The 14,808-nt window shown below is 72.8% G+C and carries 13 protein-coding genes; 1 reads left to right on the top strand and 12 read right to left on the bottom strand.

The features are described 5' to 3' along the window. Positions 1-81 precede the first annotated feature (81 nt). The 6 genes from QFZ82_RS32120 to fmt form a co-directional block, all read right to left on the bottom strand. Positions 82-957 (bottom strand): RNA polymerase sigma factor SigF, encoded by an 876-nt coding sequence (locus QFZ82_RS32120; RefSeq protein ID WP_307716460.1) that lies wholly within the window; start codon positions 955-957, stop codon positions 82-84. 161 nt (positions 958-1,118) lie between these two features. Then, positions 1,119-2,600 (bottom strand): GuaB1 family IMP dehydrogenase-related protein, encoded by a 1,482-nt coding sequence (locus tag QFZ82_RS32115; RefSeq protein ID WP_307716459.1) that lies wholly within the window; start codon positions 2,598-2,600, stop codon positions 1,119-1,121. Positions 2,601-2,760: 160 nt separating this feature from the next. Continuing rightward, complete coding sequence (locus QFZ82_RS32110) at positions 2,761-3,801, bottom strand: sugar-binding transcriptional regulator (RefSeq protein ID WP_307716458.1); 1,041 nt, start codon at positions 3,799-3,801, stop codon at positions 2,761-2,763. Between the two features lie 105 nt (positions 3,802-3,906). Further along, on the bottom strand, positions 3,907-4,593 hold the full coding sequence (gene rpe / locus QFZ82_RS32105) for a ribulose-phosphate 3-epimerase (RefSeq protein ID WP_307716457.1): 687 nt from the start codon (positions 4,591-4,593) through the stop codon (positions 3,907-3,909). A gap of 282 nt (positions 4,594-4,875) precedes the next feature. Beyond that, positions 4,876-6,309, bottom strand: a complete 1,434-nt coding sequence (locus tag QFZ82_RS32100; RefSeq protein WP_307716456.1) for an RsmB/NOP family class I SAM-dependent RNA methyltransferase — start codon at positions 6,307-6,309, stop codon at positions 4,876-4,878. 75 nt (positions 6,310-6,384) lie between these two features. Further along, positions 6,385-7,317, bottom strand: a complete 933-nt coding sequence (gene fmt, locus QFZ82_RS32095) for a methionyl-tRNA formyltransferase (RefSeq protein WP_307716455.1) — start codon at positions 7,315-7,317, stop codon at positions 6,385-6,387. Positions 7,318-7,553: 236 nt separating this feature from the next. On the opposite strand from fmt, the gene QFZ82_RS32090 reads away from it, so the two are divergent. After that, complete coding sequence (locus QFZ82_RS32090; protein ID WP_177153290.1) at positions 7,554-8,045, top strand: hypothetical protein; 492 nt, start codon at positions 7,554-7,556, stop codon at positions 8,043-8,045. A gap of 243 nt (positions 8,046-8,288) precedes the next feature. On the opposite strand, the gene QFZ82_RS32085 is transcribed toward QFZ82_RS32090, so the two are convergent. The 6 genes from QFZ82_RS32085 to QFZ82_RS32060 all read right to left on the bottom strand — a co-directional run bounded on the left by QFZ82_RS32085 (position 8,289) and on the right by QFZ82_RS32060 (position 14,748). Beyond that, the gene (locus QFZ82_RS32085; protein WP_307716454.1) at positions 8,289-10,433 is read right to left on the bottom strand and encodes a primosomal protein N'; all 2,145 of its coding nucleotides are present in this window, start codon (positions 10,431-10,433) and stop codon (positions 8,289-8,291) included. 236 nt (positions 10,434-10,669) lie between these two features. Continuing rightward, a complete protein-coding gene (gene metK / locus QFZ82_RS32080) occupies positions 10,670-11,878 on the bottom strand; it encodes a methionine adenosyltransferase (protein ID WP_177153292.1) in 1,209 nt (402 codons plus the stop codon). Between the two features lie 274 nt (positions 11,879-12,152). Next, positions 12,153-13,373 carry a bifunctional phosphopantothenoylcysteine decarboxylase/phosphopantothenate--cysteine ligase CoaBC gene (coaBC, locus tag QFZ82_RS32075; protein ID WP_373429356.1) on the bottom strand — a complete coding sequence of 407 codons (1,221 nt, stop codon included), beginning with the start codon at positions 13,371-13,373 and terminating at the stop codon, positions 12,153-12,155. Positions 13,374-13,507: 134 nt separating this feature from the next. Further along, entirely contained in the window at positions 13,508-13,780 is a 273-nt protein-coding gene (rpoZ, locus tag QFZ82_RS32070) for a DNA-directed RNA polymerase subunit omega (protein WP_005319902.1), read from the bottom strand. A gap of 42 nt (positions 13,781-13,822) precedes the next feature. After that, on the bottom strand, positions 13,823-14,386 hold the full coding sequence (gmk, locus tag QFZ82_RS32065; protein ID WP_307716453.1) for a guanylate kinase: 564 nt from the start codon (positions 14,384-14,386) through the stop codon (positions 13,823-13,825). A 38-nt stretch (positions 14,387-14,424) separates the two neighbouring features. Further along, positions 14,425-14,748 (bottom strand): integration host factor, encoded by a 324-nt coding sequence (locus tag QFZ82_RS32060; RefSeq protein ID WP_005319887.1) that lies wholly within the window; start codon positions 14,746-14,748, stop codon positions 14,425-14,427. Positions 14,749-14,808: the final 60 nt, after the last annotated feature.

Genomic DNA, 14,808 nt, shown 5'->3' with positions numbered 1-14,808 from the left:
CCAGGACGCCGTTTCTGCCGTGGGGGGAATATGGTTCGGGACGGGCGGCGGTGGTCCCGCCGCCCGTTTCCTGCGGTGGTGTCACTCCACCACGAGCAGCCCCTCACGCAGCCGCCCGGTGATCCGGGTCAGCAGCCGCGACACGTGCATCTGGGACACGCCCAGCTCCTCGCCGATCTCCGACTGCGTCATCTCCTCGCCGAAGCGCATGCGCAGGATCCGCCGGTCGCGGTCGTCGAGCTCCTCGATCAGCGGCTTGAGGGCCTGCACGTTCTCCGCCGTCTCCAAGTCCGCGTCGGGTGCGCCCAGGCGGTCGGACAGCGGTGCCGCGGCGTGGTCGGAGGCGTCGTCCATGGGCATGTCGATGGATCCGGCCGTGTAGCCGTTGCTGGCGACGACGCCCTCGATGATCTCCTCCTCGTCCAGCCCCAGGTGCTCGGCGAGTTCGGCGGTGGTCGGCGTGTGGTCCAGCTTCTGGGAGAGCTCGTCGACGGCCTTCGCCAAGTCGATCCGCAACTCCTGGAGCCGGCGCGGCACATGGACGGCCCAGCTGGTGTCGCGGAAGAACCGCTTGATCTCACCGACGATGTACGGGACGGCGAATGTCGCGAACTCGACCTCGCGGCTGAGTTCGAAGCGGTCGATCGCCTTGATCAGGCCAATGGTGCCGACCTGGACGATGTCTTCCATCTGCTCGGCGCGATTGCGGAAGCGGCCGGCCGCGTACTTGACCAGGGCCAGGTTGAGCTCGATCAGAGTGTTACGGACGTACTGGTACTCATGCGTGCCTTCTTCGAGCGAGTCGAGCCGCTCGAAGAAGACCTTGGAGATCTCGCGGGCGTCCTTGGGTGCAACCTCCCCCGGATTCCGCACATCCGGAAGATTCAGCTCCGCCATATCCGGGCGCTGGACTCCAGGCTGCGTGAGTTCGGTCGGGACCGTGCTCGCCGTGGACACTTCGTCCTCCCCTGCTCCGATGTCAGTGCGAAGGCGCGCCTACCCTCGATGTCCCCACCTATGCACGGGATTTCGGGGGAAGCGGAAAACCCGCGCGGGAACACGGCGTCCGGCCCCCGCGACTGGCGCGGAAGCCGGACGGTGCCGGCCACGCGGGCGCATCAACTCCAGCTGGCGTGCAGCGGCTTGCCCTCCGCGTAACCGGCGGCGCTCTGGACGCCGACGATCGCCTTCTCGGCGAACTCCTCGAGGGAGCCGGCACCGGCGTACGTGCAGGAGGAGCGCACACCCGCGATGATCGAGTCGATCAGGTCCTCGACGCCCGGGCGGGCCGGGTCGAGGAACATGCGCGAGTGGGAGATGCCCTCCTCGAACAGCGCCTTGCGGGCCCGGTCGTACGCGGATTCCTCGCTGGTGCGGTTGCGCACGGCGCGCTTGGATGCCATGCCGAAGGACTCCTTGTACAGGCGCCCGTCGGCGGTCTGCTGGAGGTCGCCCGGGGACTCGTACGTCCCGGCGAACCAGGAGCCGATCATCACGTTCGACGCGCCGGCGGCCAGCGCCATGGCGACGTCGCGCGGGTGACGGACACCGCCGTCGGCCCAGACGTGCTTGCCGTACTTCTTCGCCTCGGCGGCGCATTCGAGGACGGCCGAGAACTGCGGGCGGCCCACGCCGGTCATCATGCGGGTGGTGCACATGGCGCCCGGTCCGACACCGACCTTGACTATGTCCGCGCCGGCCTCGACGAGGTCGCGCACGCCCTCGGCGGCCACGATGTTGCCCGCGACGATCGGCACGTGCGGGTCGAGGCCCCGTACGGCCCTGACCGCGCTGATCATCGACTCCTGGTGGCCGTGTGCGGTGTCCACGACGAGCGTGTCGACACCGGCGTCCAGCAGTTGCTTGGCCTTGCCGGCCACATCGCCGTTGATGCCGACGGCGGCGGCGATGCGCAGCTTGCCCTGCGCGTCGACGGCCGGGGTGTACAGCGTGGCGCGCAGCGCGCCCTTGCGGGTGAGGACGCCGGCGAGCCTGCCGTCGCCGTCCACCGCGGGGGCGTAGCGGCGGTTGGCGCCGTCGAGCCGGTTGAACGCCTCGCGCGGGTCGATGTCCGCGTCCAGCAGCAGGAGGTCCTTGGACATGACCTCGGACAGCTGGGTGAAGCGGTCCACGCCGGCCAGGTCGTGCTCGGTGACGATGCCGATGGGGCGGTGCTCGTCGTCGACGACGACACCGGCGCCGTGGGCCCGCTTGGACAGCAGCGACAGGGCGTCGGCGACGGTCTGGTGCGGCGCGAGGACGATCGGGGTGTCGAGCACGTGGTGGCGCGTCTTGACCCAGGAGATGACGTCGGTGACGACGTCGATCGGGATGTCCTGGGGGATCACGACGAGTCCGCCGCGGCGGGCGACGGTCTCGGCCATCCGGCGGCCGGCGATGGCCGTCATGTTGGCGACGACCAGCGGGACGGTCGTACCGGTGCCGTCGGGGGAGGACAGGTCCACGCCCTGGCGGGAACCCACGGCCGAACGGCTCGGCACCATGAACACATCGTCGTACGTCAGGTCGTACGGCGGCTTCTGGTCATTGAGGAAACGCACGTGCTGAACATCCCAGTCGATCGGAGGATCCCCGGGCATTGCAGCCGGGGAAAACGCACGTACTTCATTCTCCCATGCCGGGTCCGTTGTCATGCCCCGGCGAAAGCTCCAGTGACGGCGCCGTGCGTCGAGCGGATCCTCCAAACGGCCGGTCACGGGGCCCGGCGGACCGCGCTGCGACGCACGGCCCGCCGCCCCGTCAGTCGTCCGGGTCCGCACGCTCCAGCGCCGGCCGCTGGCCCGCTTCCGACGTCAGCAGCTGGTCGGCCGCCGCGGTGTCCGTGACCAGGCTGGTCACGAGACCGGAGCGCAGCACCGCCGCGATCGCCTCCGCCTTGCGCTGGCCGCCCGCGATCGCCACGACCTCGGGAATGCGCCGGAGCCGGTCGGCCTCGACCGTGATGCACCGCTCCCCCAGGTCGCGCCCGACGCGGCGGCCCTGTGTGTCGAAGAGGTGCGCGGACATCTCCGCGGCCACGCCGAGCGAGGCGTAGTGCGCGCGCTCCTCGTCGGAGAGCATGTCGTGGACCGTCGAGATGCCCGGCTCCCAGGAGCCGATGGAGACGCAGGCGACGGTCACCTTGTCGAAGTAGTCGAAGGCGCGGGCGATCCCCGTCTGGTGCCGCAGCGCCGCCGCGGTCGCCGGGTCCGGCAGCAGCATCGGCGCGTAGATGGGGTGGGCCTCGCCGCCGGAGACCTGGGCCGCCCGCCGTACCGCCTCGACGGAGCCGCGCTCGGCGGTCCCCGCGTCGTAGACGCCCGTCAGCTGCACGACCGTGCACGGCGGCAGCCGGTCCAGCGCCGCCGCCATGTGAATCGTCGAACGGCCCCAGGCCAGACCCAGTACGTCCCCCTCGTTCACCAGCTCGCCGAGCAGGTCCGCGGCCACCTCGCCCAGGTTCTCCGGGTCGGGCGACTCGTCCGCCTCCGCCGGGGACTCGACGACGACCGCGTGCCGCAGTCCGTAGTGGGCGCGCAGCGCGTCCGAACGCTCGGCGTCGAGCTCGGCGGGCACCCGGATCTCGATCCGTACCAGATCACGTTCGAGGGCGGTCTCGAGGACCCGCGCGACCTTGAAGCGGCTGACGCCGAACTCCTCCGCGATCTGGATCTTGGACTTGCCCTCGAGATAGAAGCGACGCGCCATGGCCGCCGCCTGCACCAGCTCAGCGGGCCCCATCCGCAGGGCGGACCGTCCCGCCGGCCTAGCAGTCACCGCGATCTCCTCACTGCTGTACACACGTACACACACTCCCGGGTCCGGCCATCCTGTCAGATCCGCCGGTCCTTGATCAGCCCTGATGGGCCAACATCGGTTGAACAAGCGCGGCCATCGGAGCGCTCCTCAGTGGCCGCACGCCCAGGCGGCCGAGGCGGTGGCCGCCGACGCCTGGTCGCGGAGCATTCGCACAGCCGCGGCCGGGTCGTCCGCGTTGTAGACCGCGGAGCCGGCCACGAAGACGTCGGCGCCCGCCTCCGCGCACCGTTCGATCGTCGACGCCGACACCCCGCCGTCGACCTGGAGCCACAGCTCGAGACCGTGCTTGGCGATCAGCTCCCGCGTGCGGCGGATCTTCGGCAGCATGATGTCCAGGAACGCCTGCCCGCCGAAGCCCGGCTCCACGGTCATGATCAGCAGCATGTCGAGCTCGGGGAGCAGGTCCTCGTACGGCTCGATCGGCGTCGCGGGCTTGAGCGCCATGGAGGCGCGCGCGCCCTTGGCGCGGATCTCACGGGCGAGACGCACGGGAGCGGCGGCGGCCTCGACGTGGAAGGTGACCGAGCCGGCGCCTGCCTCGACGTACTGCGGAGCCCAGCGGTCGGGGTCCTCGATCATCAGGTGGCAGTCCAGCGGGGTGTCCGTCGCCTTGGCGAGCGACTCCACGACCGGCACGCCCAGGGTCAGATTGGGCACGAAGTGGTTGTCCATCACGTCGACGTGGAGCCAGTCGGCGCCGGCGACGGCCTCGGCCTCCTCCGCCAGTCGCGAGAAGTCGGCGGAGAGGATACTGGGATTGATCTGAACGGCCATGTGCCAAGCCTGCCATGTTCCGAGGCGCTTCCCCTCCCCGGGACGGTAGTCGGTACGGACCAGCCTCCCGCAGGATGCGCACAGCCCACCGCAATACCGGCCATTCGACCGGCCGTCCCGGATCCTCTGGAGCCCCTTGCCGGACGCCGAGCAGCGGATCGCACCCGAAGTGGTGGCCCCACCGGACCTCAGGTGAGGGCGCGGCGGACCCACCTCGCCGTGGCCCGGCCCGGCTGACAGGCCGGGCCCTGCCGCGGCTGACACGGGCCGGCCGCCCGGTGGCTACGCGGTGCGGCGCAGCAGCGCCAGGTACATCGCGTCGGTCCCGTGCACATGCGGCCACAGCTGGACGTCGGGGCCGTCGCCGAGCGCCGGGACGCCGGGCATCAGCGGCCGCGCGTCCACCAGCTCCGCCTCGGGCGCGGGGCCGCCGCGGCCGCGCAGCACGTCGTCCACGACGACCCGCGTCTCGGCGAGATGCGGCGAGCAGGTGGCGTACCCGACCACGCCGCCGACCCGCACGGCCCTCAACGCCTCGCGCAGCAGGCCCCTTTGGAGCGGCGCGAAGCCCTCCAGGTCCTCCGGGCGGCGGCGCCAGCGGGCCTCGGGCCGGCGGCGCAGCGCGCCGAGACCCGAGCACGGCACGTCGACGAGCACCCGGTCGAAGGACCCGGGGCGCCACGGCGGGCGCGTGCCGTCCGCCGCGATCACCTGATACGGGCCGGGGTTTCCGGTCAGCGCGCGGTCCACGAGCCGTGCGCGGTGCGGCTGCTTCTCGGAGGCCAGCAGCGTCGCGCCGCGACCGGCCGCGAGAGCGCCGAGCAGCGCGGCCTTGCCGCCGGGCCCGGCGCAGCCGTCGAGCCACCGTTCGTCGGAGCCTTCCAGCGGGGCGTTGGCCAGGGCGATCGCCACGAGCTGGCTGCCCTCGTCCTGCACGCCGGCCCGGCCCTCGCGCACGGCCGCGATCGCGCCGGGCTCGCCGCCCTCCGCGAGCCGGACGGCGTACGGGGACCAGCGGCCCGGCAGCGCCGAACCCTCGCCCAGCACGTCGAGCAGTTCACCGGTCGTCGTGCGGCCGGGGCGGGCGACCAGGGTCACCTCGGGCCGCTCGTTGTCGGCCTCCAGCAGGTCCTCGATGCCGGCGCGGCCGCCGCCGAGCGCGTCCCACAGCGCGGAGACGACCCAGCGCGGGTGTGAGTGCACGACCGCGAGGTGGTCCTCGGCGTCCTCGTCGTACGGCGGGGCGACGCGCTCCACCCAGGTGTCCAGGTCGTCCTGCGAGATCTTGCGGAGCACGGCGTTGACGAACTTGGCCCGTCCGTCGCCGAGCACCACTCGCGCGAGCTCCACGCTCGCCGACACCGCCGCGTGCGTCGGGATCCGCGTCCCCAGCAGCTGATGCGCGCCGAGCGCGAGCACGTCGAGCACGGGCGGGTCGACCTCGCGCAGCGGCCGGTCGATGCAGGCCGCGATGATCGCGTCGTACGTGCCCTGGCGGCGCAGCGTGCCGTACACGAGCTCCGTGGCGAGCGCCGCGTCCCGCGCGTCGAAGTCGCCCTTGTCGCGGGCCTTCTTCAGCAGGGGCGGCAGGACCAGGTTCGCGTACGCGTCCCGCTCGTCGACGGCCCTCAGCGCCTCGAAGGCGAGGATCCGGACGGGATCCTTCTTGGGCCGGCGGTGCGGCTTGGGGGGACGGCGACGGGACTGCTCGCTCAAAAGGTGCTCCGCGTTCGAAGAGGGTTGAACCCTCCCACCCTACGTCGCCGCGCCGTGCCTCCCGGCAGGACGGGGCTACGCGCCGAGCCTCTCGCCCGGGGCGATGCGCACCCCGCGCGCCCAGTCCGCCGCCCGCATCGGCTTCTTGCCCTGGGGCTGGACCCAGAGCAGCTCGACGGCGTGCGATCCGGTGCCCGCGTAGACGTTGTTCTTGCCCGGGTCCAGCTCGCCGGGCGCCAGGTCCGTACGGTCGGGAAGCAGCGTGACCTGGATCAGCTTGAGCCGCTCGCCGCGGAAGAGCGTCCACGCGCCGGGGGCGGGCGTGCAGCCGCGGACGACGCGGTCGACGCGCAGCGCGGGGGCGGCGAAGTCCACGTGGGCGTCCTCGACGGTGATCTTCGGGGCCAGGGAGACCCCCTCGGCGGGCTGCGGCACGGGCTTCAGGGTGCCGTCCTCGATGCCGTCCATCGTCGCCGAGAGCAGCCCGGCGCCGGCGAAGGCCAGCCGCGTCAGCAGGTCACCGCTGGTGTCGGTGGGCCGCACGGGCTCGGTGATCACGCCGTACACCGGCCCCGAGTCGAGGCCCTCCTCGATCTGGAAGGTGGCGGCACCGGTCATCTCGTCGCCGGCGAGGATCGCGTGCTGGACGGGGGCGGCGCCGCGCCAGGCGGGCAGCAGAGAGAAGTGCAGGTTGACCCAGCCGCGGGCGGGCACGTCGAGTGCCGCCCTGGGCAGCAGGGCCCCGTAGGCGACGACCGGGCAGCAGTCCGGGGCGATCTCGCGCAGCCGCTCCAGGAACGCCTCGTCGCGCGGCCTGACCGGCTTGAGCACCTCGATCCCGGCCTCCTCGGCGCGCTGGGCGACCGGGCTGGCCACCAGGTGCCTGCCGCGCCCGGCGGGGGCGTCCGGCCTGGTGACCACCGCGGCGACCTCATGCCGTCCCGAAGCGATCAGGGCGTCCAGGGCGGGGACGGCTACCTCGGGGGTACCTGCGAAGACGAGCTTCATCGGTGGCTGACTGCCTCTCGGACGTGTGCGGTTCCTACTGGTGCGACGAGCAGCTCACCAGTCTATGGGGCAGGGCCGCAGGGGGCGTACGGGAGACCACGCGCCCTGTGCAAAAGCGCATACGCCCCGAAGCGTGACCAGATCGGCGGCTGGGGCGTTGGTCAAGAGAGATTGACCGAAGCGGGCCGCCCGGATGCGGCCCGACCCCTTTCAACGCCGGTTCGAGAGGCTTGTCAATGGCCGACCACGCAACCCATGACGCCCAAGCCCGGGCAAGTCTGCACCTGTTGGTGCGGGACATCGAGCGGGTCCGCCGGCAGGTGGACGCATTGCGCACGCTCACCGCCCAGCTGGGCAATGTCTACCGCCCGCGCCGCTCCGGCCCGTCCACGGGCTTCGTCGTCTACGGCAGGGCCCCGGCACCGACCGTCCGTCTCGCGCAGGAGCTGCGCGACAGCGTCGAGACGCTGGTGACCGCGGCCGTGGACTTCGACCGTTCGCTGGGCTTCTCCTGGGACGCGGTGGGCTCGGCGCTCGGGGTCACGAAGCAGGCGGTGCACCGCCGTTACGGTGCCCGCAGGGCGACGCCCCAGCCGGGTGCCGCGGAGCCCGAGCCGACGACGACCCGCACACTGCCGCCGATGCCGGCCGTTCCGGCCGCACGCTCGATGCCTCCGCAGCCGGCGGACCCGCGCCCGGGCGCGTTTCCCGGTCCGCGCAACGGCTGACGCCTGGTGGGGCTGACGTCCCCGCGCCCGCAGCCGCCCGCTCCCGAGGACCGGAGACCACCGCCGTGGAGGCGACCGACAGCCGCAACGGCCTCCACCGGCGGGAGGGGCCGGGGTGGGGTGCCGGGACCTGAGGCGTCGCGAGACGGCGTGGCGTCCGGCAGCCGGAAAGCAGTCCGGGCCCCACTCCCGAGGCCCCGGCCCGCCCAAGGGGGCGCTACGGCCCCCGCAGTGGGCCGCCCCTCAGCCGATGTCCGGCGGGTCGATCCTGATCCGGACCGGGTCCGTGCCACCACGGGCGAGGCGCGACGCCTGCGCCGACTTGAGAGCAACCGCCAGCGCCGCCCCCCTCCCCGGGGGCACCCGCAGCAGCGCCCGCTCCCAGCGCTCCCCCACCGGGGCCTCCCCGGGCCTGCGCGGCTGCCCGGCGTCCGTCACCGGCAGCGGGACCGGTCCCAACACCTCGGCCTCCTCGGGCAGTTCGGCGGCGAGCAGGAACGACGCGACCGCCTCCGGACGGCCCACCACCTCCGCCATCCGCGACACCGGCGGGAATCCGAGCTCCGCCCGCTCGGCGAGTTCCCGCAGCGCATGGCCGACCGGGTCCCACCGCACGAGCGCCTGGACCGGCCGCAGCGTCGGCTCGGCGACGACGACGACCGTGCCGCCCTCCTCCTGGCCCCGCACCAGCGAGGCCGCGGCGATCCAGCGGCGCAGCGCCTCCTCGCCCGCGCGGAGATCGGGCCGCCCGAGCATGGCCCAGCCGTCCAGCAGCAGCGCGGCCGCGTAACCGCCGTCCGCCACGGGCTCGGCGCCCGGCGTGGAGACCACGAGCGCCGGGCGCCCCGGCACGGCGTCCAGCACGTGGTCCCGGCCGGAGGTGCGCACGGGCACGGCGGGGAAGGCGCGGCCCAGTTCCTCCGCCGTACGGCGCGCGCCCACGATCCGGGCCCGCAGCCGGACCGAGCCGCACGCGACGCAGTGCCACTCGGGCTCCCCCTGCCCGCACCACGCGCAGCGCAGCTCGCGCTCGTCCGGTGCCTCCAGCGGCCCCGCGCAGTGCCGGCATCGCGCCGGCGTGCGGCAGCGTTCGCAGGCGAGCCGGGGCACGTAACCGCGGCGGGGGACCTGGACCAGCACGGGTCCGGTCCGCAGCCCGTCCCGTACCGCCTGCCAGGCGAGGCTGGGCAGCCGGGCCGCGCGCGCGGCCTCGTCCCGCGCGAGGTCCTGGTCGCCGACGGTGCGCACCAGGGGCGCCGCGGCCCTGACCCGCGCCCGGTCGGCGACGAGCGGCATCGCCCAGCCGCTCTCGACGAGCTGGGCGGCCTCGACCGTGCAGCTGGTGCTGCCCAGCAGGAAGGCGCATCCGTCATGGGTGGCGCGCAGCTCCAGGACCTCGCGGACGTGGGGGAAGGGGGCGTTGTCGTCGCTGTGGCTCGCGTCGCCGTCGTCCCAGACGACGACCAGCCCGAGGTCCCGCACCGGCGCGAACATGGCGGCCCGCGTGCCCACCACGGCCCGCACGGAGCCCCGGCGCACGGCGAGCCACTGCCGGTAGCGCTTCTCGGGCCCGGATTCGGCGGTCAGGAGGGCGTGGCGACCCTCGCCCAGCAGGGCCGTGAGGGCGGCGTCCACGCGGGCGGCGCGCCGCCCGTCGGGCACGACGACGAGCGCTCCGCGCCCGGACGCGAGCGTCGCGGCGACGGCGCGGGCCAGTTCCTCGGGCCAGTGCGGGCCGGGCAGCGCGGTCCACACGGCACGCGGGGCGCCGCCCGTCGCGAGGGCGTCGATGAAGGCGGCCCCCCGCCCGTACCGCTCCCAGGATCCGGCTCCGGGAGGCGCGGGCGGCGGCAGCGGCTCGGGCGACGGCTTGGCCTCCGCGCGTCCGTTCCTCGGCGGCACCGCGAGCTGCAGCACGTCGGCGAGGCTGCCCGCGTACCTGTCGGCGACAGCGCGGGCGAGGCGGAGCATCTGCGGGCCGAGGACGGGCTCGGGCGAGACGACGTGGGCGAGTGCCGCGAGGGGGCCGGTGTAGTCGGTCTCGGCCAGGCGCTCGACCAGGAAGCCGTCGATGAGCCCGCCGCCCTCACGGCGCCCGTCCCGCACCCGGTGCGCCCCCGCCCCGAAGCGTACGCGCACCCGCACACCGGGCTGTGCCGCGGCGTCGAGCTCCTCGGGGACGGCGTAGTCGAAGAACTGGTCGAGGTGCAGGACGCCCTTGTTGACGACGACCCGCGCGACGGGCAGCTCACGGGCGAGTGCGGCCCCCCGCCAGGTGCGCGGCTTGGCCTTGGGCACCTTGGCCTTGCGCACGGTCTCCCTGATGAGCGCAAGCTGCTCGGGCCCGCCCGCGGCGGACTCCTCCGGCTGCTCGTCGTCGCTGCTCACAGCCTCATTCCTACCAGAGCCCACTGACACCGCCCGGAGCCCGTCGACCGGGCCGACGGCCCCGGCCACGGCTCTGCGGACAGCCCGGACCGGTGCGCCCGGCCGCCGGACCCGCGGCCACCGCCGACGACCCCGGCCGGCGGCCCCTGCGTACCCCGCCCGGGGTGCCCGAGCACGCGCGAGGGCCCCGGACCGACACGGTCCAGGGCCCTTGGGAAAGCCGTCCGGCTACAGGCTCACAGCCCCGCCGCCGCGCGCAGCGCGTCGACGCGGTCCGTGCGCTCCCAGGTGAAGTCGGGGAGCTCGCGGCCGAAGTGGCCGTACGCCGCGGTCTGGGCGTAGATCGGGCGGAGCAGGTCGAGGTCGCGGATGATCGCGGCCGGACGCAGGTCGAAGACCTCGGCGATGGCCTGCTCGATCTTTTCGACATCGATCGTCGCCGTGCCGAAGGTCTCCACGAACAGACCGACGGGCTCGGCCTTGCCGATCGCGTACGCGACCTGGACCTCGCAGCGGGCCGCGAGGCCGGCCGCGACGACGTTCTTCGCCACCCAGCGCATCGCGTAGGCCGCCGAGCGGTCCACCTTGGACGGGTCCTTGCCGGAGAAGGCTCCGCCGCCGTGGCGGGCCATGCCGCCGTAGGTGTCGATGATGATCTTGCGGCCGGTCAGACCCGCGTCGCCCATCGGGCCGCCGATCTCGAAGCGGCCGGTCGGGTTCACCAGGAGGCGGTAGCCGTCGGTGTCGAGCTTGATGCCGTCCTCGACGAGCTGCTTGAGCACGTGCTCGACGACGAACTCTCGGATGTCGGGCGCGAGCAGCGAGTCCAGGTCGATGTCGGACGCGTGCTGCGAGGACACCACCACGGTGTCGAGGCGGACGGCCTTGTCACCGTCGTACTCGATGGTGACCTGGGTCTTGCCGTCCGGACGCAGGTAGGGGATGGTGCCGTTCTTGCGGACCTCGGACAGGCGGCGCGAGAGCCGGTGCGCGAGATGGATCGGCAGCGGCATCAGCTCGGGCGTCTCGTCGCACGCGTAACCGAACATCAGGCCCTGGTCGCCGGCACCCTGCTTGTCGAGCTCGTCCTCATCGCCCTCGACGCGCTTCTCGTACGCCGTGTCGACGCCCTGCGCGATGTCGGGAGACTGCGCGCCGATGGACACCGACACTCCGCAGGAGGCGCCGTCGAAACCCTTCTTCGAGGAGTCGTAACCGATCTCCAGGATCTTGTTGCGCACGAGGGTGGGGATGTCGGCGTACGCCTTGGTGGTCACCTCACCGGCGACGTGCACGAGGCCGGTGGTGATCAGGGTCTCCACGGCGACCCGGGACGTCGGGTCCTCCCGCAGAAGGGCGTCGAGAATCGTGTCGCTGATCTGGTCGGCGATCTTGTCGGGGTGGCCCTCGGTCACGGACTCCGAGGTGAAGAGACGGCGGGACACATCGCTCCCTGGGGTTGCAGCGGCTGCTGGCTGATCATTGACGGACCGGCAGGGGGCTGCGCCCCGCGACGTTCCGCTGACCAGTTTATCGGTCGCTTTCCATCGCCGGACAACCCGTCTCGCAGCTTGGGAGCCCCCTGACCTGTGGTCCATGGCCGAGACGCTACGACCATAGCGCCTGCGGACTGAGCGATTCGCCACATTTCGCTGGTTTCTCGCAGGCGGGCCGTCGCAGGAAATTCGCCCAGAGTTCGTCACACGGCCCGCCGGGCCCTCAGCCCAGCCGCGGGACGACGAGGTCCCAGACCGTGTCGGCGAGGGCCTCCTTGGGCCCGTACGGGACGGGGGTCTCGGCGCCGTCGGCGGCCAGGACGACTGCCTCGTTCTCCTCGGCCCCGAAGGTCCTGCGCTCCCCCACCTCGTTGACGACGAGCAGGTCGCACCCCTTGCGGCGCAGCTTGTCGCGTCCGTTGGCGAGGACGTCGTCGGTCTCGGCCGCGAAGCCGACGATCACCTGTCCGGGGCGGGCGCGGTCGGCCGAGATCTCGGCGAGGATGTCGGGGTTGCGCACGAGCGCGACGGTCGGCGCCTCGACGCCGTCCTTCTTCTTGATCTTGCCCGTGGCGTACTCGGCGGGCCGGAAGTCGGCGACCGCCGCCGCCATGACCACCGCGTCGGCGTCGGCGGCGGCCTTGAGGACCGCCTCGCGCAGCTGGACCGCCGTGCCGACGTGGACGACGTCGACGCCCGCCGGGTCGGGGATGCCGGTGTTCGCCTCGACGAGGATGACGCGTGCGCCCCGGGCGGCCGCGGTACGGGCCAGGGCGTAGCCCTGCTTGCCGGAGGAGCGGTTGCCGAGGTAGCGGACCGGGTCGAGCGGTTCACGGGTGCCCCCGGCGCTGACGACGACGTGGCGACCGGCGAGGTCGGGGGCGGTCACCCCGCGGGCGAGCACCCGTCGGCACACCTCGAAGATCTCGCCCGGCTCGGGCAGCCGGCCCTTGCCGGTGTCGACGCCGGTGAGCCGGCCGACGGCGGGCTCGATGACGACGGCGCCGCGGCGGCGCAGCGTGGCGACGTTCTCCTGGGTGGCGGGGTGCTCCCACATCTCGGTGTGCATCGCGGGCGCGAAGACGACCGGACAGCGGGCCGTGAGCAGCGTGTTGGTGAGCAGGTCGTCGGCGAGGCCGTGAGCGGCCTTGGCGAGCATGTCGGCGGTGGCGGGGGCGACGACGACGAGGTCGGCGTGCTGGCCGATGCGGACGTGCGGGACCTCGTGGACGTCGTTCCAGACCTCGGTGGAGACGGGGTGGCCCGACAGCGCCGACCAGGTCGCGGCGCCGACGAAGTTCAGGGCCGACGCCGTCGGCACGACCCGGACGTCGTGGCCGGACTCGGTGAGCCTGCGCAGCAGCTCGCACGCCTTGTACGCGGCGATGCCGCCGCTGACCCCGAGGACGACCCTCGGCCTGACACCCGCGTCCACTGCGTCCACTGCACGCCTCCCCGCACTCGGTTGGTTCCCCCATGCTGCATCACTCCGGGGCGACGGCCCTCCGCGCCCCCCGAACAGACCACAGGCCCGGCGGATGCTCCGCCGGGCCTGTGGTGAAGAACGATGCGTCGCGCCTACTGCGCCGGGCCCTCGATGGCCTCGGAGGTGAGCAGACCCGCGTTGATCTCCCGCAGGGCGATCGAGAGCGGCTTCTCGTGGACGTGGGTGTCCACCAGCGGACCGACGTACTCGAGCAGACCCTCACCGAGCTGCGAGTAGTACGCGTTGATCTGGCGCGCGCGCTTGGCCGCGTAGATCACGAGGCTGTACTTCGAGTCAGTCGCCTCGAGCAGCTCGTCGATCGGCGGGTTGATGATGCCCTCGGGCGCGGTGATGGAAGAGGACACTCTAGGCCTTCCGAAGAACGTGCAGAAAGATCGGACAAAAGATCAAACAACTGCCATCAAGGCTAGCAGCTCGCGGGCCACGTCCTCGACGGAGGTGTTGACCAGGGTCGTGTCGAACTCCGACTCGGCGGCGAGCTCGACCTTCGCGGCCGCCAGCCGGCGCTCGATGACCTCCGCGGACTCGGTGCCGCGGCCGGTGAGCCGGCGGACCAGCTCGTCCCAGCTCGGCGGGGCCAGGAAGACCAGCTGCGAGTCCGACATGGACTCCTTGACCTGCCGCGCACCCTGGAGATCGATCTCCAGCAGCACCGGCTCGCCCGCCTCCAGGCGGTCGAGGACCGCGCGACGGGGCGTGCCGTAGCGGTTGCCCGCGAACTCGGCCCACTCCAGCAGCTCGCCGTTGGCGACCAGCTTGTCGAACTCCTCGTCGGTGACGAAGAAGTACTGGACGCCGTGCTTCTCGCCGGGCCGCGGCTTCCGGGTGGTCGCCGACACCGAGAGCCAGACTTCGGGGTGGACCTTGCGCATATGGGCGACGACCGTGCTCTTGCCGACCCCGGAGGGGCCGGAGAGCACGGTCAGCCGCGGACGTACCTCTGCTGCCATGCAGCGATTATCCAGGTTCCCGGGGGTGCCCGGGAACGTCAGGCGGCGCCGCCGCCGAACTCGCGCTCCAGGGAAGCGATCTGGTTGGAGCCGAGACCACGGACCCGGCGGCTCTCGGAGATGCCGAGCCGCTCCATGATCTGCTTGGCGCGGACCTTGCCCACGCCCGGCAGGGACTCAAGGAGGGCGGAGACCTTCATCTTGCCGATGACGTCGTTCTCCTGGCCCTGCTTGATGACCTCGTGGAGGGAGGCGCCGGAGTGCTTGAGTCGATTCTTGACCTCGGCCCGCTCCCGGCGAGCCGCGGCGGCCTTTTCGAGCGCGGCTGCGCGCTGTTCAGGGGTAAGGGGCGGAAGAGCCACGCCTACGTCACCTCGGATGTCGAACTGTCGGATACGGACCGGTGAGGAACCTAGTCGCCC

Origin of the sequence: Streptomyces sp. V4I23, assembly GCF_030817975.1 — a bacterium.
In the GTDB taxonomy this organism is placed as follows: Bacteria; Actinomycetota; Actinomycetes; order Streptomycetales; family Streptomycetaceae; genus Streptomyces.
This window is presented reverse-complemented; position numbering and strand designations above follow the sequence as displayed.